The sequence below is a fragment of the Paraburkholderia sp. BR10141 genome (assembly GCF_056155635.1).
In genome coordinates, this window is record NZ_JBMIQH010000002.1 from 155,002 (window position 1) to 175,478 (window position 20,477).

12 protein-coding genes are annotated in these 20,477 nt (G+C 64.8%); 10 read left to right on the forward strand and 2 right to left on the reverse strand.

The genetic code is table 11. The annotated features are described in order from the left end of the window. Positions 1–3: 3 nt before the first annotated feature. The 6 genes from ACOJB8_RS03275 to ACOJB8_RS03300 all read left to right on the forward strand — a co-directional run bounded on the left by ACOJB8_RS03275 (position 4) and on the right by ACOJB8_RS03300 (position 11,160). Complete coding sequence (locus ACOJB8_RS03275; RefSeq protein ID WP_062859876.1) at positions 4–1,212, forward strand: AAA family ATPase; 1,209 nt, start codon at positions 4–6, stop codon at positions 1,210–1,212. Beyond that, positions 1,209–2,207 (forward strand): ParB/RepB/Spo0J family partition protein, encoded by a 999-nt coding sequence (locus ACOJB8_RS03280; protein ID WP_069262986.1) that lies wholly within the window; start codon positions 1,209–1,211, stop codon positions 2,205–2,207. The genes ACOJB8_RS03275 and ACOJB8_RS03280 overlap by 4 nt, the downstream gene beginning before the upstream one ends. Positions 2,208–4,760: 2,553 nt before the next feature. Then, a complete protein-coding gene (locus tag ACOJB8_RS03285) occupies positions 4,761–6,011 on the forward strand; it encodes a metallophosphoesterase family protein (protein ID WP_475011027.1) in 1,251 nt (416 codons plus the stop codon). A 3-nt stretch (positions 6,012–6,014) separates the two neighbouring features. After that, the gene (locus ACOJB8_RS03290) at positions 6,015–9,485 is read left to right on the forward strand and encodes an ATP-binding protein (RefSeq protein ID WP_475011028.1); all 3,471 of its coding nucleotides are present in this window, start codon (positions 6,015–6,017) and stop codon (positions 9,483–9,485) included. Between the two features lie 232 nt (positions 9,486–9,717). Continuing rightward, positions 9,718–10,230: an H-NS histone family protein gene (locus ACOJB8_RS03295; protein ID WP_069262990.1), complete on the forward strand. Its 513-nt coding sequence runs from the start codon at positions 9,718–9,720 to the stop codon at positions 10,228–10,230. 132 nt (positions 10,231–10,362) lie between these two features. Next, entirely contained in the window at positions 10,363–11,160 is a 798-nt protein-coding gene (locus ACOJB8_RS03300) for a sulfite exporter TauE/SafE family protein (RefSeq protein WP_406951186.1), read from the forward strand. Positions 11,161–11,172: 12 nt separating this feature from the next. Here ACOJB8_RS03300 and ACOJB8_RS03305 read toward each other — a convergent pair whose 3' ends face one another. Beyond that, positions 11,173–12,498: an MFS transporter gene (locus ACOJB8_RS03305; RefSeq protein ID WP_475011224.1), complete on the reverse strand. Its 1,326-nt coding sequence runs from the start codon at positions 12,496–12,498 to the stop codon at positions 11,173–11,175. A 291-nt stretch (positions 12,499–12,789) separates the two neighbouring features. Next, on the reverse strand, positions 12,790–14,193 hold the full coding sequence (locus ACOJB8_RS03310) for a sensor domain-containing diguanylate cyclase (protein ID WP_342949362.1): 1,404 nt from the start codon (positions 14,191–14,193) through the stop codon (positions 12,790–12,792). A 265-nt stretch (positions 14,194–14,458) separates the two neighbouring features. Between ACOJB8_RS03310 and ACOJB8_RS03315 the strand changes: the two genes are divergently transcribed. The 4 genes from ACOJB8_RS03315 to ACOJB8_RS03330 are packed head-to-tail and all read left to right on the forward strand — an operon-like array spanning position 14,459 to position 20,471. Continuing rightward, positions 14,459–16,345, forward strand: a complete 1,887-nt coding sequence (locus ACOJB8_RS03315) for an SPFH domain-containing protein (RefSeq protein ID WP_475011029.1) — start codon at positions 14,459–14,461, stop codon at positions 16,343–16,345. 36 nt (positions 16,346–16,381) lie between these two features. Further along, positions 16,382–17,458 carry a protease modulator HflC gene (gene hflC, locus ACOJB8_RS03320; protein ID WP_475011030.1) on the forward strand — a complete coding sequence of 359 codons (1,077 nt, stop codon included), beginning with the start codon at positions 16,382–16,384 and terminating at the stop codon, positions 17,456–17,458. Beyond that, positions 17,455–18,489, forward strand: coding sequence for a protease modulator HflK (hflK, locus tag ACOJB8_RS03325; RefSeq protein ID WP_069262995.1), 1,035 nt, complete (start codon positions 17,455–17,457; stop codon positions 18,487–18,489). The genes hflC and hflK overlap by 4 nt, the downstream gene beginning before the upstream one ends. Next, a complete protein-coding gene (locus tag ACOJB8_RS03330) occupies positions 18,486–20,471 on the forward strand; it encodes a heavy metal translocating P-type ATPase (RefSeq protein ID WP_475011031.1) in 1,986 nt (661 codons plus the stop codon). Before hflK ends, ACOJB8_RS03330 begins: the two co-directional genes overlap by 4 nt. Positions 20,472–20,477: the final 6 nt, after the last annotated feature.

Here is a 20,477-nt window from a genome sequence, read left to right on the forward strand (position 1 = left end):
TTAATGGCGAAAACTATCGAATTGCCGTCGATCGATCGACGTGTGGATCTTTCCGCGATCACTGAATTTGCCGAAGAGGCCGGTCGTCTATCTGAAGAGCTTCGGGAGATGATGCTGGCGCCGCGGCCGCGAAAGATGGCGCCCACATTTACGTCCGCTCAGGTCGCTGAGATGTGCGGCATTGATCGCATCAAACTGAACAACCTGCTCGCCACCCGCGAGGGTCTTCCGCAAGGTGTGGCGCAAGGTTCCGGGCGCAGCCGGGTCTTCACGCTGCCGGAAGCGAGAACCTGGGTCCAGCAGGTCTCCGATATTTATCAGACACCGCTCCATACCGGGGTGCGCGACGCCGACGGCAAGGTGATCCTCGTTGCCAACTTCAAGGGCGGCTCGACGAAAACGACCACCACCATGTGTCTCGCCCAAGGCCTGACCTTGCGTGGTCGCAAGGTTCTGCTGATCGACCTGGATCCGCAGGCGTCGCTCACGGAGCTTTGCGGTCTGTATGCCGAAAAGGAAGTGACTGAGGATAGCACGGTCCTGCCGTTCATCTACGACCCGCATATGGAAGGCGGTCTGCTGAATTTTGTGCAGGAAACCTATTGGGACGGACTTGACGTCATTCCCGCGCACCCCACGCTGTTTTCCGCGGAGTTCCATATTCCCGGAACCGTGATCAAGAACCCGGGGTTCAAGTTCTGGGATCTGCTGCGTCAGGGGGTGGAGGCGCTGCGCAAGCAATACGACTACATCATTCTGGATACGGCGCCGTCGCTGTCTTATCTCACGATCAATGCGCTCATGGCCGCCGACGCGATGGTCATGCCGCTCGTGCCCGAAAGCCTGGACTTCATCAGCTCGGTCTCGTTCTGGAGCCTGTTTTCTGACCTCGCGCACACGATCATGGAACGCGGTGACGAGAAGACATACGACTTCGTTTCCGTCCTGCTTTCGAAGGTCGACTACGGCAAGACATCGTCTGCACCGGTTGTGCGCTCGTGGGTGCAGCGGACTTACAAGGACTGGGTGAACGCGCTCGAGGTGCCGGCCAGTTCCGCGATGAGTAACGGCGCACTCGCCATGGCGACTGTGTTCGACATCAGCAAGGGAGACCTCGCTGACAAGACGGTCGCGCGCGTGCGTCAGCCGCTGACTGATTACGTACAGTGGATCGACGATCTTTACGTCGAACAATGGAGGGCCGGCAAGTGAGTTCATTCCGCGACAAGATGGCGGCGAAGACCCGTGAACTCGGTTCGACGTCGGAGCGGCCAGCCGCCGAACGGCCGGCAGCCGTCGCTCCGGCCGAGCCGCCGCGCCGCAGCAGCGCGTTCAAGACCGGGCCCGGCATGCTCGGCGCGTTGGCGGTGGCGCAGCAGCGCATCCAGGAACTGGAGAACACGAGCGACAAGCTCATGCTTCCGGTGAACGCGATTCAGCCGAACCCGTGGCAGCCGCGCAAGATTTTCAGCGACGAGGGCCTTGCCTCGCTGGCCGAATCGATCCGCGAAGTCGGGCTCGTCGAGCCGATCGTCGTTCGTCGGGCGGAGAACGGCTATCAGCTGATCGCCGGTGAACGACGTCTTCGCGCGCACGCCCTGATTCAGGCACAGGATATTCGCGCCTCCGTGATCGAGTGCTCCGATCAGGACATGGCGGTGCTCGCGCTGGTGGAAAACGTCGGTCGCGAAGATCTCACTGATTATGAAATTGGACAATCGCTGCGCCGCGCCGAACGGGAGTTTCCGACGCGCAAGCGCATGGCGGAGGCGTTGGGAATGTCGCGCAAAGGCCTGTACCGCTTTTTGGCCTTTGAAAATCTGCCGGACTTCATCCGGCGCGATCTTGATTTGAATCCACGACTGCTAGGCGGCTCGGCTGCTGACGAGGTTGTTTCAGCAATCAAGAAGTACGGCTCGGCGGGTCTTTCGGCTGCGCGCGACTTGTGGCCGGCCGTGGTCGGCCGGACGCTGGACCAAGGCAAGCTGGCCGCGGCGATTGGAGCGCAAGCGAGTCGGGGGGAATCGACCGAAAGCGTATCCGAACGCAGCATCGAGAAGATCTTCTCGGGCAAGAGCCACGCCGGCAGCATTACCAAAGACACCAACAGCTTTACGGTGAAGCTCAAGACGGGTGTGCTGTCGGATGCCCAGGAAACGCAAATTCGGGAGCTGATTAGTCAGCTGTTCAATGTGAAGCCCGGCTGATTGGGCCTCGAGGTTGTTGATGTGGATGGAAGCCCGCTTCGGCGGGCTTTTTCTTTTTGCGGGTTAAGTTGTGTGTCGAGTTGACACACAGTTGTCCGGCGGGGCGAGCGTGTGTCGACTCGACACACGGGAAGGTGCGTCGTGGCCGGGACGTGTGCGGGCTGTGACGATGCCCTGTGCACGGTGCCAGGATTTCGGTTGCCGTCAGCTCGTCGAGGGTTGGTTGTTGGAGGTGAGCGTTTCCAGACGTTGGGTCCATCGACTTGCCCCGTGTGTCGAGTCGACACACGGCGGGGAGAAGGTGTTCGGCTTGGCTTGCGTCGCGTCGAGCCGAGTGGACGTCGAAAATGCCTGCGCTCCCCCCGGCGATCGGTCGTGTGTCGACTCGACACACGAGCGATGATCGTGCCGGCCGAAAGACGCAACATATAGCCGGCTTGAGTACGCCGCCGGCGACGCCCGCGGACTGCTGTCGGCGTGGGGCGCACTCGAAAACTGCGAGCAGCGGTCCACGATTTTGTCCGCGAGGGATTGGACGCTGTGTCGAGTCGACACACGCGGAGCGTCGCTGCAAACCGGAGAGTCATCAGACCGCGCGACGACGGGCACGGGGATGAGATCATCTCTCAAGCACTCTCATCGTTTCGCGTCCGCGAGGACGATGCATTGCCTGTTCGCTTGCAAGCCGACTTGCTACCCAGAACGGTGTGTCGAGTCGACACACTGCCTCGACTTCGTCTCGGTCCCCGTCTGAGAGGATTGCGATCAAGACACGCCCCATCGGTGCGAAGCGAGAACAAGGCATGAGGTCATCTCCTCGGCTGCACACATCCTGTGTAGCACGGGACCATGGTCCATCGCTCAGGCGCTGATCTGACGGCCGAGGCTGTGTGTCGAGTCGACACCCGCGGACCGTGGCGGCAAATCGGGAGGGCCATGGAGCGCACGACAACAAGCATGAGGATGTGACATCTCCAGCCGCCTCCATCATGTTGTGTCCGCGAAGACGATCCGTCGTCTGTTCGCTTGCTTGCTGAATTCCCACCGGGAACGGTGTGTCGAGTCGACACGCGGTCGTTGCCTTCCCGCGCTAGCGGTCTCTGGCGAACGTGATCTGGGAGATGCCTCGTCGGTGGGGCGCGGCTCGTGAGGAAGCGAATACCTCCAAAGTGCCTGGCGCCCGCCACGTGTGAAACCCGCAGATGCCACTGTCCTGGGCGCCGGCCGCCACAGTTGCGATTAGCGTAGCCAGCGCGTGCGTAGTATCGGGCGTGCCGGTGTGTCGACTCGACACACGGTGGACGCACTCAACGCCCTGCGGCTTCAAATGGGTCAGGCTGCTCGCCAGTGGAAAACGAGCGGCTTCAACAGTATCGGACGAGATCACGCCGCTTCGAAGATCCGCAGACGTGCCATGTCTCGCATCAACTCCTTAAGAACGACATCGCCCACATTGATTTTCCCTGACACCTTCTCGGCGACGTGCGCCCCGTACGCGTCACATTCAATTTCACGCCTTGCGTTCATGCTCAAGCAGTGTGCACGCGCTGTTCGCTCGTTTAGCCGACGCTTTGCGCCGAGACTCCCGGCCCGGTTGCCCTCGGGACCGGAGTAGCCCGCTTAACGGTGCCCGCGTGACGCGTCTTTTCGTACGGGTAGCCTGCAGGCAAGAGGCGAACCTGTCGCGCGGTATGGCAGCGGGGCACTAGCACTCGTCATGTTGACGTGGCACGGCGCCGGTCTCCGCGCTCCCGCATCGAACTCATTCTGTTATTCGTTGCTCAGCCGGCCAGCGACTGTGGAGCATGACTTCTCGTCACTGAGTAAGTAGTTTCGTCCGTTCCACAGCAAGTTTACAAATGCAACTAACTGCCCAATCTGCCCCCAAAGATGAAGCAAGCAACACAAGACACGCGCCCAATGCTCCCCCATAACGAGAAGGCAAAATAGCGATCAGCACGCCACCATTAAGGAAATCGAACAGAGGCGCAGAGCAGCTATGGGAAGCCAGTGGGAAATCAGCCAACCGCCCAGCGACCCAAACGACGACAACAACAGACACAGACACATCGCAGAAAGTTAAACGGCGCCCGCGCCTCAGAAAACCAGCGTGAAACAATTCACTCAAAACTGAGAAATCGGCAAAACGCCCATCCCACGGGCGCTCCACGCCTGAAACCATCCAAATTCTAGTACTTGTTTCACGGCGATAACGGACGTCCGACCCCGAAACACAGTGAGAATAGCCGCGAAGTCGCTAAATCCCGCTCGTCGGCATCAATCGTATATTTCAATACGTATTTTGTAGTTTTCGAAAATTCGAGCCGACGTGACGCGCGAGCAGCGCTTCACCCACGCCGTACCACGTTACCTGAAGCCGCCCCCATCCGCGTCGATTAAAATTGGGCCCCATTGCCGAAGCCTCAGTCAGGGTTTCGATCCGGGACCACAGCCATGTTCAAATCGCCAGCGCGCATCACGCGCCGCTCGCGCGATAAAACAGCAATCGCCCTTTCTCCATTCAGCGCTCGCAAACACCAAAGAGGATACGTCGTGAAGTTCATCCACGCGGCAGACCTACACCTCGACAGCCCGCTACATGGCCTGAGCGCCTATCCCGATGCGCCGGTCGCCCAATTGCGCAACGCCACGCGCGAAGCATTGCGCCTGCTCGTCGATCGGGCCATCGAAGAAGAGGTCGCGTTCGTCGTCATTGCAGGCGACCTCTACGACGGCGACTGGAAGGACCACAACACCGGCATCTTCTTCGGCCAGCAGATGGGACGTCTGCGCAAGGCCGGCATTCGCGTCTTCGCGTTGTGGGGCAATCACGACGCGGAAAGCGAAATGACCAGGAAGCTCACGTTGCCGGACAACGTGGTGGTGTTCAGTCATCGCAAGTCTGAAACCCACGCGCTGCACGACATCAAGGTTGCACTGCACGGACAGAGCTTCAAGGACAAGGCCGTGATCGAAAATCTGGCGGTGGGCTACCCGTCGCCGGTTCCCGGCTACTACAACATCGGTGTGCTCCACACCGCGCTCGAAGGCTATGCCGCGCATGCGACCTACGCGCCATGCACGCGTGCCGAATTGCACGCAAAGGGTTACGACTACTGGGCACTCGGTCACGTCCACGAATTTCAGCAGTGGGCGGAAGAGTCGACCATCGTCTTCCCCGGCAATCTGCAGGGCCGGCACATCCGCGAAACAGGGCGCCGGGGCGCCGTGCTCGTGAGCGTCGAAGACGGTCGCACGCAGATCGAGCGTCTCTACCTCGACGTGCTGCGCTGGGAGTCGGTGCGCGTCGACGCGAGCGACTGCGAAAGCGTCGCGGATCTGGCGCGCAAGATCGGCGCTGCGCTCGAAGCGCTCCTCTCCTTCGACGCGCATGTGCCCCGCGCAGTCCGCGTGACGGTGACGGGCAAGTCGCCGGCACATGGACTCTTTTTCGGGCGCGCGACGCAATTGCGCGCCGAAGTGCTCAATCAGATCGGCATCCTCGGCAATGACAAGTTGTGGCTCGAAAAGGTCAAGCTCGAAACGAGCGCGGCCGATACGGCTGCCGCACAGAACGAGCAGATCGAAGCGCTCGCCGACCTCAAACTGCTACTCGAGGCCGCCACGCAAGACGCCGAATTTCTCGCGCTGCTCGAACGTGATTTACGCGCCTTTATCGGCAAGGTGCGCAGCGAAGTGAAAGAAGACGCGCCGCTGCTCGAACTCGCCCGCGACGGCAAACTCGCGTCGCTGGTGGAGCAGGTCGGCCCCGCGCTGCTTGCGCGGCTTTCCACGGGAGAATGACCAGTGCGTCTCAAGCAACTCGATTTGATCAAATACGGCAAGTTCACCGACACGACCCTGCCGTTTCCGCACGCGGCGCACGATTTCCACGTCATCGTCGGGCCGAACGAAGCGGGCAAGTCCACAGTGCGGACCGCCGTGTCGGAGTTGTTGTTCGGCATGCGCCTGCAAACGCCGCTCGATTTTCTCCACAACACACCGGAATTGCGCATTGGCGGCGTGCTGGAAAACGGCGCGGTCGAGCAACGATTTCATCGCGCGCGCGGCCGCAATTCGCTGCGCACTCCGCAGGACGACAAGCTGCCCGACGATTTTCTCGCGGCATTTCTCGACGGCACGAGCAAGGAGTTCTTCGAGCAGATGTTCGGCCTCGATCATGTGCGGCTCGTTGAAGGCGGGCGCAGCATTCTCGACGCATCGGACAAGCTCGGCCAGGTGTTGTTCGAATCGGCGGCGGGTGTGGGCAGCCTCGGGCCCGTGCGCGAAGAGCTCGAGAATCGCGCGGCCGAACTTTGGGCTCCGCGACGCAGCGGCAGTGCGTATGCACAGGCGGAAACGTCGTTCGCCGAGGCAACGAGCGAACTGAAGGCCGCGCAGGTGCGCACGCGCGATTGGGTCGAGAAGAAAGACGCGCTCGAAGCGGTCGAACAGGCTATCGAGCGGTTGCGCGCCGAGCAGCGCAGTCTCGAATCGCAGCGCTCGAAGCTCGAACGCGTGCGCCGCCTCGCTCCCTATATAGAAGAGCTTTCGCTCAAGCAGCGCGAGTTGGCCGCATTGGGCGAGGTCGTCGATTTACCGCCCACTGCGCATGCCGATCTGTTGAAGGCGCAAGCCGACCTTGCCGCCGAGCGCAAAGTGCAGGAAGCGCGCCAGGCCGATCTCGCAGGCAAAGAAGCCTCACGCGATGCGATCGAGCCCGATCGTGCGGCACTTGCACTCGCCGCCGAAATCGATGCGCTCGATACGCTGCGCGGCGAATGCGTCAATCATCCGCGTGAATTGCTGGTGCGTGAAACCGAGATCCGCAACCATCTCGACGCCGCATTCGCCGCTGCGGCTCAGCTAGGCTGGCCGGGGGACGAAGCCGCATTGCGCGCGGCGCTGCCTGGCGCGCTCGCGCTGAAGACGGTGACGAACCTGCTGCGCGATCACGGTCTTCGCGAGCAGGCGCTCACGACCGCGCGCGAGGTATATGACGAACAGGCGCGCAAGCTCGCCCAGCTGCGGGAGCAGCTTGTGCGGCTGCCGGGCATCGAAGTGCCGCACGCGTTGCGCGCCGCGCTCGACGATGCACGTGAATTGCGCAACAGTGTGACGAAGGAAAGCGCGCTCGAGCGCGAACTCGCAGATGCTCAGCGCACGGTCGAAGAGAAGCGCCAGCTGCTGGGCCAATGGAACAGGCCGGTGCCAGCGCTGCGCGCGCTCGACCTGCCATCGGCTACGCGCCTGGCCGCGCTGCAAAAGGAAGAAAGCGATCGCCTGAGCGCGGTGGCCGCAGCGCGAGAAGCGGCCGCAGCCGCGCAAGAAGAGATCGAGCGCTTTGAATTGCAGGAGACGCATTTCACGCAGGGCAACAAGGTTGTCACGACTGCGCAAGTGCAGGCGGCGCGCACGCGCCGCGATAGTGCGTGGGACGAAGTCAGGCAGGCGCGCGTCAGTCTCGCGGATGGCGCACCCGTCGTGGACGACGCGATGCGCCTCGCCGACGAACTCGTCGACGCGCAACTCGGCACCTCGCAGGCGGCGGCCACATTGCAGAACTTGCGTCAGCAAGTCGAAACAGCGCGCGCGAATGCGCAGCGCAAGCTTGCGGCATTGAGCGAACGCGAGCGCGAGCTCGAAGCCTTTCGCAATACCTGGACGCAAATTGCCATTGATGCGCAACTGGCTGGCATGCCGATTGCGGACATGGGCGCTTGGCTCGCGAATCGCGAAGCGGCGCTCAATGCACAGAGCGAATGCGATCGCCGCGCGAGTGAGCTTGAAGCGCGTCGAGCGGCGCGCATCGCCGCGCATGCCGAGCTGCTCGAAACGTTGCGCCCGGTGGCGCAGGCAAACGAGGGCGACGCACTGACTACGTTGATCGGCATCGCGGAAACCGTCGTGCAATCGGCTCAGAAGAGCGCCGTGCAGCGCGAAGGTCTTGAAACGCAGATTCGCGACGTCGAACGCGCGAGTGAATCCGCTCAATCCCGTTTGACCATTGAACAGGAAGCCTACGCAAAGTGGCAGACGCAATGGCGAGAGGCGCTCGCGCAAGCGAATCTCGGCGCTCGCGCGGCGACGCTCGCAGCAGCGGAAGGCGCCGTCGAACTCGCCAATATCATTGCGGCCGCTTTTTCGGACGCCGAAGCACCCCGTAACCGCATTCGCGCGATCCGCACGCAACTGGCGATGCTGGAAACCGACGCGCGACGCCTCGCCGAGGCGCTCGCGCCCGAATGGCCCGCGTCGAGTGACGGCATCGACGTGGCGCGTCAGCTCGCGGCGCGGCTGGCAGCCGCGCGCGAAACGGCGAAATGCCTCGCCCAGGCCGATGCAGAAGTGCAGCTTGCCCGCACGCGCGTGGCCGATGCCGCCGCGGCGGTGGCGGGGGCACAGGCGCGCATCGAGCCCATTCTGCAGCTCGCGGGCGTGAACGGAATCGATGCGGCATTGCCGCTCGCCGAGCGTTCCGACGCGCGCCGTGCGCTGTCGAAAGCGATCTCGGCGGCGCGGGACACGCTCGTGCGCGAAGGCGATGGACTTGCGCAGGAGGCCATCGCGGCAGAAATTGCGGAGCAGCCCATTACCGAGCTGCCTGCGCTGCTGGCAACGGTGAACCAGAAACGCGAAGCCGGCGACCGTGCGTTGAGCGAGTGCCTGCAGCAGCAGGTCAGCGCGAGGCAGGCGTTCGAAGCCATCAACGGCCAGGCCAATGCCGCGCTGGCCGAAGCAAAACGCCAGGAAGCCCTGAGCGCCATGGGCGAAGCCGCCGAGCAATATCTCGAAGCCGCGACCGCGAGCCGCTTGCTCAAATGGGCAACGGATCGTTATCGCGACCAGAAGCAGGGGCCGATGCTGCGTCGCGCAGGTGAAATATTCAGCGGACTCACGCTCGGTGATTTCGCGAGGCTCGTGGTGGATAACGAACGCAATCCGCCCGCATTGCATGCACGGCGCAGTAACGGCAAAACCGTGGAAGTGAGCGGAATGAGTGAAGGCACGCGCGACCAGCTTTTTCTCGCGCTGCGTATCGCGGCTCTCGAATTGCAGCTGGTGAGCAAGGCGGCGCTGCCTTTCGTTGCCGACGATCTCTTCATCAATTTCGACGACGAGCGCGCAAAGGCCGGTTTCGCGGCATTACGGAATCTCTCCGCGAAAACCCAGGTGTTGTTTCTCACGCACCACGATCACCTTTTGCCCATGATTCGCGAGATATTCGGCGTGCAGGTCAATGTCGTCGAATTGCAGCGCGCGCCTCTCGTCGCCTAGCGGTGCGAATGTTTCTCAATGGAAATTCATGGAGACATTGTTTGCGGAACGATCAATAGTCTGATCAGGAAACATGTTTTTCACTACAAAACATTCGTTTAAATTGCCAGCATGCGTGATTTGACTTCATAATCACCTTGTCTTTCGCGACGCCCATGCCGACAAGATCGCAATTCGATCGGCCAGTGATGGTTGAAGGGTGTCCGTAAAAACCGTGAATAAGGAGGTGTGAATGGTCACCCTGGATGCAATTCAATCGAAGATCGCAAAGCTGCAAAAGCAGGCCGAATCGATCGTGGAAAAACAAACGTCGGTCGGTCTCACGAAAATTCGCGATCTGATGGCCAAACATGGCCTGAGCGTGGCCGACATCGAACGCTTCGTCGGCAAGAAGCGTGGCCGCAAACCTGGCAAAGGCGTCAAAGCCGCAGGCCCAAAGCGCACCGTTGCGGCCAAATACGCCGATCCGAAAACGGGCGCCACGTGGACCGGCCGCGGCCGTGCGCCGGCGTGGATTCGCGACGTGAAAGACCGTTCGAAATTCCAGATCGACGGCAGCGCGGCAAAGGCCGCCACCAAAGTCGCACGCAAACCGCGCGCCAATGCGGCGGCGGTGAAAAAGACCGCGGCGAAGCGCGCCAAGGCCGCGCCCGCAAGGAAAGCCGCACCCGCAAAACGGGCGGCGCGTAAAACCGCAGGCCGTAGAGCCGCGGCAAAGCCGGCACAAGCCGCAGCGGCTGCTTAATAAAGTCGCTGAGAAAAGCGCATAAGCGAAATTCGCTTGCGAACCGGTGGCCGCGCCGGCGTTTCGACGCCCGCGGCCACTTTCACATGAGCGGCGCGAAACGACGCGCGCCTATTGCCCTGATCGTCATCGATGTCCGGTCTTTCGTTTTCCTCGGGGCTTCTCGCGCCCCATCTGCAGTCGCTCGACGGACTTCAATTGCTCGGCATTGCGGTTGCGCTCGTGCTGGGCGGCATGGTGAAGGGCGTGACGGGCATAGGCGTGCCGCTCGTCGCCATGCCCATCGTCACGCATTTTTTGCCGGTCAAGGAAGCGGTGCTGCTGCTGTCCATGCCGATCATTCTCGGCAATATTCCGCAGGCGCTGGAGGGGGGCGAAATGCTGCCTACCGTGCGCACTATCGCGGCGCCGCTAATTGGCACCGTGATCGGCAATGTGATTGGGGTGTCGGTACTGATCGCACTTGAGCCGCATCACGCCCAGGCGGCCTCGGGTGTCGCGTTGATCGTGGCGGCGTTGCTTTTGCTCGTCTCGCCGCGTTTCAAGCTCGCGCCTGCACTCGCGCGGCCGGTGGGATTCGCGCTCGGTTTCGGGGCGGCGCTCATGGAGAGCATTGCCGCCGTGCCGGGGCCGTTGCTCGCCATGTATCTGATCGCGTCGGGCGCCACGGGCCGCGCCTTCACGAAGCAGATTGCGATTATTCTCGTCGTTTCGGTCATCACGCTCATCACGACGTTCAGCCACGGCGCGCACGCCAATCTCGTCGATCTCGCGATTTCGGCGGCGGCCAGCGTGCCCGCCATCGCGGGCATGCTGCTCATTAGACCGTTGCGCGACAGAATGCATCCGCTCGCGTTTCGCGTGGTCGTGCTCGTGTGCGTGCTGGCCGCGGCCGTACAGATGATCGTCAAATCGCGCGTGCTGTTTTGACGATCGCCTGATTCAATGGCTGATCGCTTCGAGCGAGAGCCCGCGCGTCACCGGCCCTAGCAGAATCATCACGATGCCCACGAGCATCGAAGCGCCGATAAACACCGCGACGCCAGGCACACCGTAATGATGGAGCAGGATGCCGATGGCGAGCCCAGCGAATGCGGCGGCGATGCGGCTCCACGAGTACACGAAGCCGACGGCGCGAGCGCGGATACGCGTCGGGTAAAGCTCGGCCTGGTAACCGTGATAGGCGTAGGACATCACGTTCGAAGCGAGCGTGAAGAGCACGCCCAGCACGATCAGGACCCACGGCTGCGTGGCTTGCGCGAATAGCGTAATCACCACCGCCATCATCAGGAGGCCGCCGACGATCTGCGTCTTGCGCTCCAGCTTGTCGGCGAACCACACGCCAATCAGCGGCCCGAACGGATTGGCGATGGCAATCACGAAGGCGTACGCAAGACTCTGCGTGATGTGGACGCCACGCGCGATGAGCAGCGTCGGCACCCATGCCGCGAAGCCGTAAAACCCGATCACCTGCGCCATGTTGAAGATCGACAGAATCACCGTGCGCCGCAAATACGGCGCGCGCAACACTTCGCCAAGCGAGCCGCGCCCGGCCTTTTCAAGCGAGATCGCCCCGAGCGGCGGCAACGCCGTGCCCGTTTCTGCCGTGACGCGCCGCTCGATGTCGGCAACGATGCGTTCCGCTTCGTCCTCACGGCCATTGCGCGCGAGCCAGCGCGGACTTTCGGGAATACTCCGGCGCAGGAACCACACCACCACCGCGCCCACCGAACCGATCAGGATCACCACGCGCCAGTAGTCGAGGCCGATAGGACGCGTGTCCTTGAGGATATAGGCGAGAAACGCGACGACGGGCACCACGCTGAAGGTGATGAACTGGTTGACCGCATAGGCGCGGCCGCGCTCGCCGCTCGGGATCAGTTCGGAAATGTACGTGTCGATGGTCACGAGCTCGATGCCAATGCCGATGCCGGCAATGAAGCGCCAGATATTGAGCGCCTGGCCGCTCGTCTGAAACGCCATGATCGCCGTGCAGGCGATGTACCAGATCAGCGACCACGTGAAGATCATGCGCCGCCCGAACCGGTCGGCGACCTGGCCGAACGCGAGCGCGCCGACCCACAGCCCGGCGAAGGTCGAGAACACGAAGGTGCCGAAACCGGCCACCTTGAGCGGCCCGAGCGCGGAAAAGAAGCCGAGCGATTCCGGCGTGAAAAGACCCGAATGCACCATGCCGGGCGCGACATAGCCCGTGAAGAAGAGGTCGTAAAACTCGAATACGCCGCCGAGCGACAGCAGAATCACCATCGACCAGACTGTGCGCGACGGCGGCAACCGGTCGAAGCGGGCGGCAATTTCCGCCGATTTTTCAATGGACATCCCGATTCCTCATTACATTTTGAAAGCGTGTGGGGAACAACATGCGCCTGCATCGATGTGTTTGCATGGCTTGCGCGCGACGTATGCAAATGCTGAAACAGGCCATAGCACGCACTTTATGGGTGCCGCGACGTGGAAGCACCTGGTTGAAACCCAAATGCGTTGCGCTTATGACAATGCCGCTTATGCCAACGAGGGAGGCAATGAGTCGGCCGCGCTTTACGCGATGCTCGCGCCTGTGTGGCTCACGCGGTTGCGGCCGGCGTGTTTGGCCGCATACAAGGCGGCATCGGCGGCTTCGATCAGCGCATTAGGGGACGACGCAACGATCGCGTCGCGCGTGGCGCAGCCCGCGCTCACCGTGACGAGGCCGCCTGCGGAGGGGGAGGGAATGCCGAGTTGCTCGACGGCGGCACGTGCGCGTTCGGCGAGCGCCGCGGCTTCATTTGCGCCGGTATCGGGCAGGACGAGCGCGAATTCTTCGCCGCCATAGCGCGCGACAAAGCCGCCGGGTGCGTGCCGCGTGCTCGCAAGCGTGGCGGCGAGCGCGCTCGCTACGGCGCCGAGACAGGCGTCGCCGTGCAGATGGCCGAAGGCGTCGTTGTAGTGCTTGAAGTGATCGACATCGAGCATCACTAGCGACAGCGGCTGGCCGCTGCGCGCGGCGCGCTCGAAGGCCTCGCGGAACTGCTCGTCGAAATAGCTGCGGTTGTAGACGCGCGTGAGCGCATCGCGTGCGGAGGCGCGGATCAGCGTGGCGTGTTCTTCGGCGAGCTGACGATAGAGCGCCGTCACTTCCCACACCAGCACGCACACGAGCACGCCTGGCGCGAACATGCTGAACACGCGCGCGACATACCAGCCCACCGTGAAGCGCTCGATGCTGAGCGTATTGAGCGCGGCGTCGACGAGCGAGGCGAGCAGCGCCACCACGATCCACAAATCGAGCACGAGGCGCAGCCGTCCCTTGAGCAGCACGAGCGCGATGGCGATCAGGTTGAGCGCGCAGATCACGAGACCCGCGAGATTGTTCGCGATGGCCGACACCGGCGAGGGAGCAGGCGCAGCGTTCGCAACGTCGTGAAACGGCGATGCGAGATCGACGTGCGTGACGAGCACGCCGAGCAGGGCGGCGAGCGCCGCCGGGCCCGCGATCAGCAGCCAGCCGCGTGCGTCGAGACGTTCGCGGGCGAACGGCGGGGCGGGCAGGCGCTTTCTCACCAGTTCGGCGACGATGACGAGCGCGGGAAAGCCTGCGTGCCAGAACACCCACATCCATGCGGCGCTATTCGGGAGCGCGCCGAGCAGCCCCGTGCGCGCGAACACGCCAGGAAACATCAACAGCTGCAGCGCAACGGCAATGGCCGTGAACGCGTAGGCGCCGCCCAGCGCCGCGAGCATGGCCACGCGCGTAGCCGCGAAACGCGCGCCCAGCAGGAACGCCGCGATGCTCGACGTGGTGAATACGGCGAGCGCGCACATCGGCATGAACGGGGCGATGCCGGGCAACGCGTCGCGTGCACGCGGCGCCGCGAGCGCGAGCGTGAGGAGGATCGCAAACGCGCATATGCTGGCGAAGAGCGCCTGCCTGCGTGTTGCCGGACCGATCAGCAAGCCGTCCATATGATGACTTTTGGGTTGATGCGCAGCTCGAGCATGTGATCGTGGCGTGACAGCGTGAGGGCCGCTCGCGTCCGGAAAGCAGACTAAATTGACTGAAGGTATTGTGCTCCGAATCGGCTAAATAGTGGGGCACGGATGCGCGAGCCCAGTTATATTGAGTTTCGGTTATGAGCGCGCTACATTGGGCGCGCGAATTTCGGCATCGCGCGATCGGTGGTCGTCACGCGCGGGCGTGGCTCATGTAATTTGCATGTAAGGATTGCTGATGATGCATCGCGTATCGCGCGACCACCGCGAAGGCAATGGCTGGCTCGGCGGTCGTGCGGGCCAGACGAGGCTTGGCTGGTCCGCGTTGGGGTTGGCTTGCGTGTTCGGCGCGCTGGCTTTCGTTTTCGCTGTGCCGTTCGATGCACGCCTATGTGCCGTGATGTCGAGCGCGTGCCTCAATCTCTTCATCGTCGCCTTCGGCACACGGCTCTCGGCGGCGCGCGCGCCAGCCGGCGAACCGGTCTCGAAGACTTCGCTGCGCCTCTTGCGCCTCGCGTTCCAGCGCAATTCGGAGGCCGCCGACATGCGCAGCCTGCTGCGGTCGCTGCCGTGGCAAGGGTGGATCGCGCCGCTCGGCGCGCTCTTTTCGCTTGCGTTCGCCATCTCTGCGTGGACGTCCCCCGCCTATGCGCCAACGGTTTCGCAACGTGAATCCGCGCCTTTTCTCGTAGCGGGAGCCGCTGCGCTCGTCATCGCTTTTGCTGCGCTCGTGGCCGAGCGTTTTCATGCGCAGCGCGCCGCGCAGTCACGCGAATCCGCCGCGCTCGCGGGGCCGTTGCGTCTGGTGCTCGTCGCTGCGTTGAGTATGGCGGCTTCAGTTGCGGCGCTGGCTTATGCGGGCGAGGCGCTTACATGGCTAGTGCGTATCGTCGCCCTGCTTTCCGGTGTGATTGCCGTCGAACTCGGCCTGCGTGCGCTGCTCGCTGCGCTGGCAAAGCCCGGCGATGACCGCTTCCTGCATAGCACTATCGCGGGCGTGCTGAGCGTGCAGGCACGTCCGGTCGCCGCACTGAATGCCCAGTTGCGTATGCGTTATGGCATCGATCTGCGGCAGAACTGGGCGCTCCAGAGCTTCGTTCGCCTCCTGCCAGGCGCGCTCGCGGCCATGGTGGTGGCGGGCTGGCTACTCGGCGGCGTGACGATCCTCGGCCCCGACCAGCGCGCTGTGTACGAGCGCTTCGGCGCACCTGTCGCCGTGTGGCAGCCGGGCCTGCATGTGGGCCTGCCCTGGCCCTTCGGTCGCGCGCGCGTGATCGACAACGGCGCGGTCCATCAACTGATCGTCTCGGGCAGCGCGAACGACAGCAGCCGCGCCGCGCCTGCCGTTTCCGCCGATGGCGACACACCCGCGCAATTGAATCGCCTGTGGGATGTGACGCATCCCTGGGAGACGACTCAGGTGATCGCGGGCACGAGCGGCGCCCAGCAGGCGTTCCAGATCGTGAGCGCGGACGTGCGGCTCGACTATCGCGTCGGGCTTACGGACGCGGCGGCGCGTGCCTCGCTGTATCGCGCTGTCGCTATGGACGACACGGTGCGCTCGATCGCGAACCGCGAGGTCGTGCGTTACCTCGCGTCGCGCACGCTGCCGTCGCTGCTCGACACGCCGCAAACGGCCATGGCCGGCGCGTTGCGCGGCGCCGTGCAGCGCGAATTGGACCGGCTCGCGAGCGGCATCGAGGTCGTGGCCGTGGTGATCGAGAGCGTGCATCCGCCTGCGGGCGCGGCCGCCGCGTATCACGGCGTGCAGGCCGCGCAGATTCGCGCGCAGGCCAGTGTGGTGCAGGCGCACGGCTTTGCGGCGACGGCGCTTGGGCAAGCGCAGCAGCAGGCGATCGAGACCGTCGCGCTGGGTAGCGCGAACGCGGCTGACACGCTTGCCGCCGCGCGCGCCCAGCAGATCGCCTTCGACGCCGATGTGATCGCGCAGCAACTCGGCGGGCCGGCATTCGGCTTCGAGTATTACCTGCACAGCCTGCAAAAAGGGCTGAAAAACGCGAGCGTGACCGTGATCGACGACCGGCTAGCGAGCGGCAGCCGCGCGACGATCGATCTGCGCACGTTGAGCCCGGCCGCGGCGGCTGGCATGAAGAAGGCGTGGTGACCCGTTACCCCATAGACAGAGCAAGGTGATTCGACAGTGAGCCTTTTGCATACGCACGGCGATGCGCATTCTCATCATCATCATGACCACGGCGCAGGCAGCTCGGGTGGCGCAGGCGGCCTCGCGCCCGTGAATCCCCGGCGTTTTGCGTTGCGCGTGGCGTTCGCACTGTTCTGCGTGATCGTCGCGCTCATCGTGGCGAGCGTCGTGCAGGTGCGCGAGGGCGAGGCCACCGTGGTCACGCGCTTTGGCGACCCCGTGCGCGTGCTGCTGCGGCCCGGTCTCGCGTGGCGCCTGCCTGCGCCCATCGAGGCCGCGGTGCCGGTGGACCTGCGGCTGCACACAACGTCGAGCGGTTTGCAGGACGTCGGCACGCGCGATGGCTTGCGCATCATCGTGCAGGCCTATGTGGCCTGGCGCGTGCCCGCCAATGCGAACGACATTGGCCGCTTCGTGCGCGCGGTGCGCAACGAACCCGACGAAGCCGCGCGCCAGATTCGCTCGCTCGTCGGGTCGGCCTTGCAGACGACGTCTGCCGGCTTCGATCTTGCCTCGCTCGTGAACACCGATCCGTCGCAGGTCCGCATCGGCGCATTCGAAGAGGCGCTGCGCCGCCAGGTCGATGCGCAGGTGTACGCGGCCTATGGCGTGCACGTCGTGCAGGTGGGGCTCGAGCGTCTCACGCTGCCCGCCGTGACGCTGGCGGCAACGGTCGATCGCATGCGCGCCGAACGCGAGACCGTGGCCGCGCAGCGCACCGCCGAAGGCCTGCGCGAAGCGGCGCAGATCCGCTCGGACGCCGATCGCGACGCACGCGTGCTGATCGCCGACGCCAGCGTGAAAGCCGCCGATATCGAGGCGCAATCGCGCAAGGATGCGGCGGCGATCTACGGCAAGAGCTACGCCGCCGATCCGCAGCTCTATACGATGCTGCGCTCGCTCGACACGCTCGGCACCGTCGTCAACAGCAACACGAACCTGATCCTGCGCACCGATGCCGCGCCGTTCCGCGCACTGGTGCAGGGGCCGCCCGGGCTCGGAGCGGCCGCGGCGCCGTCGGGGCAGGTCGTTGCACCCGCAACCACTTCGCGCGCGCGCGGGCACACGCCATGAGCACGAGCGACAACTTCCCGGCGCTCGGGCCCGGCGCACAGGCGGTGCGTCTGTCGTTCTGGTTCGTGGCGGCGCTGGCCGTGCTGGCCGCGCTCGCGTGGGCCACGTCGAACGTGCGCCGCATTCCCGCCGACAGCAGCGCCGTCGTGATGCGCTTTGGCGCCTACGTGCGCAGCCAGGGCGCTGGGCTGCTCGTCGCGTTACCGCGACCGTTCGAAACGGTGCTGCTCGTGCCGGGCAGCGAGCGTGTGCTCGAGAAGCGCATCGTCTCGCTTACGCGCGATCCGGGTGCGCCCGCGCAACTGAGCGATGCAAGCGACGCGCTCGCGGGGTCCGGCTACGTGCTCACGGGCGACAACGGCGTCGTGCAGGTGAGCGCGACGCTGTTCTACCGCGTGAGCGACCCTTACGCGTATGCGTTGCAGCTCGAGCATCTCGACGCCGCGCTCGAGCGCATCGTCTCGGCCGCGCTCGCGCAAACCGCCGCGCAACGCGACCTCGATTCGATCCTCGTCGCGCGCCCAGAGATGGTGGCCGCCGATCAGCAGATGGCCGCGCGCCGTGAGCAATTGCGCGGCGACCTCGCACGCGCGGTCCAGCGCCAGCTCGACGCGCTGACTGCCGCGCGTGCGGGGCTCGGCATCGAGGTCTCGCGCATGGATCTGCAAGCGTCGTTTCCAGCCTCGGCGGTCGATGCGTTCAATGCCGTGCTGACTTCGCTGCAGAACGCAGAGCGCGATGTCGCGCAGGCGCGCACGCTCGCGGAAAAAACGCGGCAGCACGCGCAGCAGAGCGCCGACCGCATCGTGCAGGACGCGCAAGCGAGCGCCGCGGAGCGCGTGGCGACGGCGCAGTCGGAAACCTCGACGATCGCGCAACTCGAAGCGGCGCTCGGCGCGAACCATGACCCGGGGCTGCTTGCGCGTGCGTATCGCGACCGCGTGCAGGCGGTGCTCGCGCACGCCGCGCGCGTGACGACGCTCGACCCCAACGACGCATCGAGCCTCGTGCTGCCGGGGCGCGCGCCATGACCACGCCATACGACACGCCGACGAGTCAGCGCGCACCCGGCGCCGCACAGGAAACCGGATCCGCGCACGCCCACGGCCACGCACGCGAGGGTCACGAAGCTCCCGCAGGTCCATCCGTCGCCACGCTCGTCATGTCGGACGCCGAGCGTCGCGCCATCACTCGCCACACGTCGCTCGCGCTGTTCGCGGGCGCATTGCTGCTGCTCTCGCTCGCGTGGCCGCATCTGGCGCCCGGCAGCGCCACGCTCGCGCAAGTGCTGGCGGCGGTCGCCTCGCTCGTGGTCGCGCCGCCCGTGTTCGCGGGCGCGTGGCGCAGCCTCAGGACGCCGAGTCTGCACGGCGTGACCGACCGCCTCATCGCGCTCGCCATGCTCGGCGCGTGGGCCGTGGGCGACATGACGACGGCCGCGCTCCTGCCGATCGTGATGACCTTCGGCCACGCGCTCGAAGAGCGCAGCGTGCTCGGCTCGCAGGAAGCGATCCGCGCACTGGGCCGCCTCACTGCCGGCGACGTCCGGCGTGTGAGCGCCGCGGGCGCGATCGAGACTGTGCCCTATGACGCGCTTCGTCCCGGTGACGTCGTCGACGTGCTGCCCGGCTCGCGCGTGCCCGCGGACGGCATCGTGCGGCACGGCCGCTCGGCCATCGACAACGGGCCGATCACGGGCGAATCGTTGCCGCAGGACGCGGGCGAGGGCGCGCGCGTCTTCGGCGGCGCGATGAATCTGGACGGCCCGCTGCGCGTGGAGATCACGCACGTCGGCAAGGCCTCGACGCTGGGCAAGGTCGTCGAGTTGATGCAGCGTGCCGAAGCCGCCAAGCCGCCCATCACCCAGGCGCTCGAACGCTATATGGACGCCTATCTCGCGCTCGTGCTGCTGATCGCGGCGATCGTGTGGTTCGTGAGCGCGAACGCTTCGGCCATGCTGGCGGTGATCGTCGCCGCGTGCCCATGTGCGCTCGTGCTGGCGGCGCCTTCCACCGCGATCGCCGGCATCGCGGCGGGTGCGCGGCGCGGCATCTTGTTCAGGAATGCGGCCTTTATCGACGCGCTGGCCGAAGTCGATACGCTCGTGATCGACAAGACGGGAACGCTCACGCACGGCGAATTGCGCGTGACGACGGTGATGTTGCAGCCGGGTGCGGACGAAGCCACCACACTGGCGCTGGCCGCGCAGCTCGCCCAGGTCAGCGCGCATCCGGTGTGTCGCGCGCTGTTGCGCTACGGCGCGCCGGGCACGCCGCCAACCGAGCCGCCCCCGCACGCGCGCGAGATGCGCGGACTCGGCGTGCTCGCGACGATGCCCGAAGGTGAGGCGGTGCTGGGCCGCCATGATCTGCTCGAACGATACGTGAGCGCGCTGCCGCCCGCGCCCGCGCAGCTGGACGGCCCATGTGCAGGCATCGCGCTGAACGGCCGCCTGCTCGCATGGTTCGGTTTCGCCGACACGGTGCGCCCGGAAGCGCGCGAAGCGTTGGACGGAATGCGTGCGCTCGGCATCGAGCGTGCGACGCTGCTCACGGGCGACCGCGAGCGCGTGGCGCGCCGCGTGGCCGCCGAAGTGGGCATCGACACCGTGGTGGCGCATGCGCTGCCGCACGACAAGCTCGACTATGTGCTGGGCGAGATCGGCGCAGGGCGCCGCCCGATGGTGGTCGGCGACGGCCTGAACGACGTGCTCGCGATCAAGGCCGGCGCGACCAGCGTGGCGATGGGAGAGCGCGGCATCGATATCGCCGTGGCCGCCGCCGATATCGTGCTGCTCGCCGACGACCTGCGCCGCGTGCCGGACAGCGTGCGCCTCGGGCGGCGTTGCCGGCGCATCGCGACGGCGAATGCGGCGATCGGGCTGGCGTGGACGGTGGCCGTCATCACGCTCGCGGCGCTAGGCGTGTTGAGCGCCGTGGCGAGCGCGGTGCTGCACAACGTGGGCACGTTCGTCGTGATCGCGAACGCGGGGCGCCTCCTGCGCGACGAATGACGAACG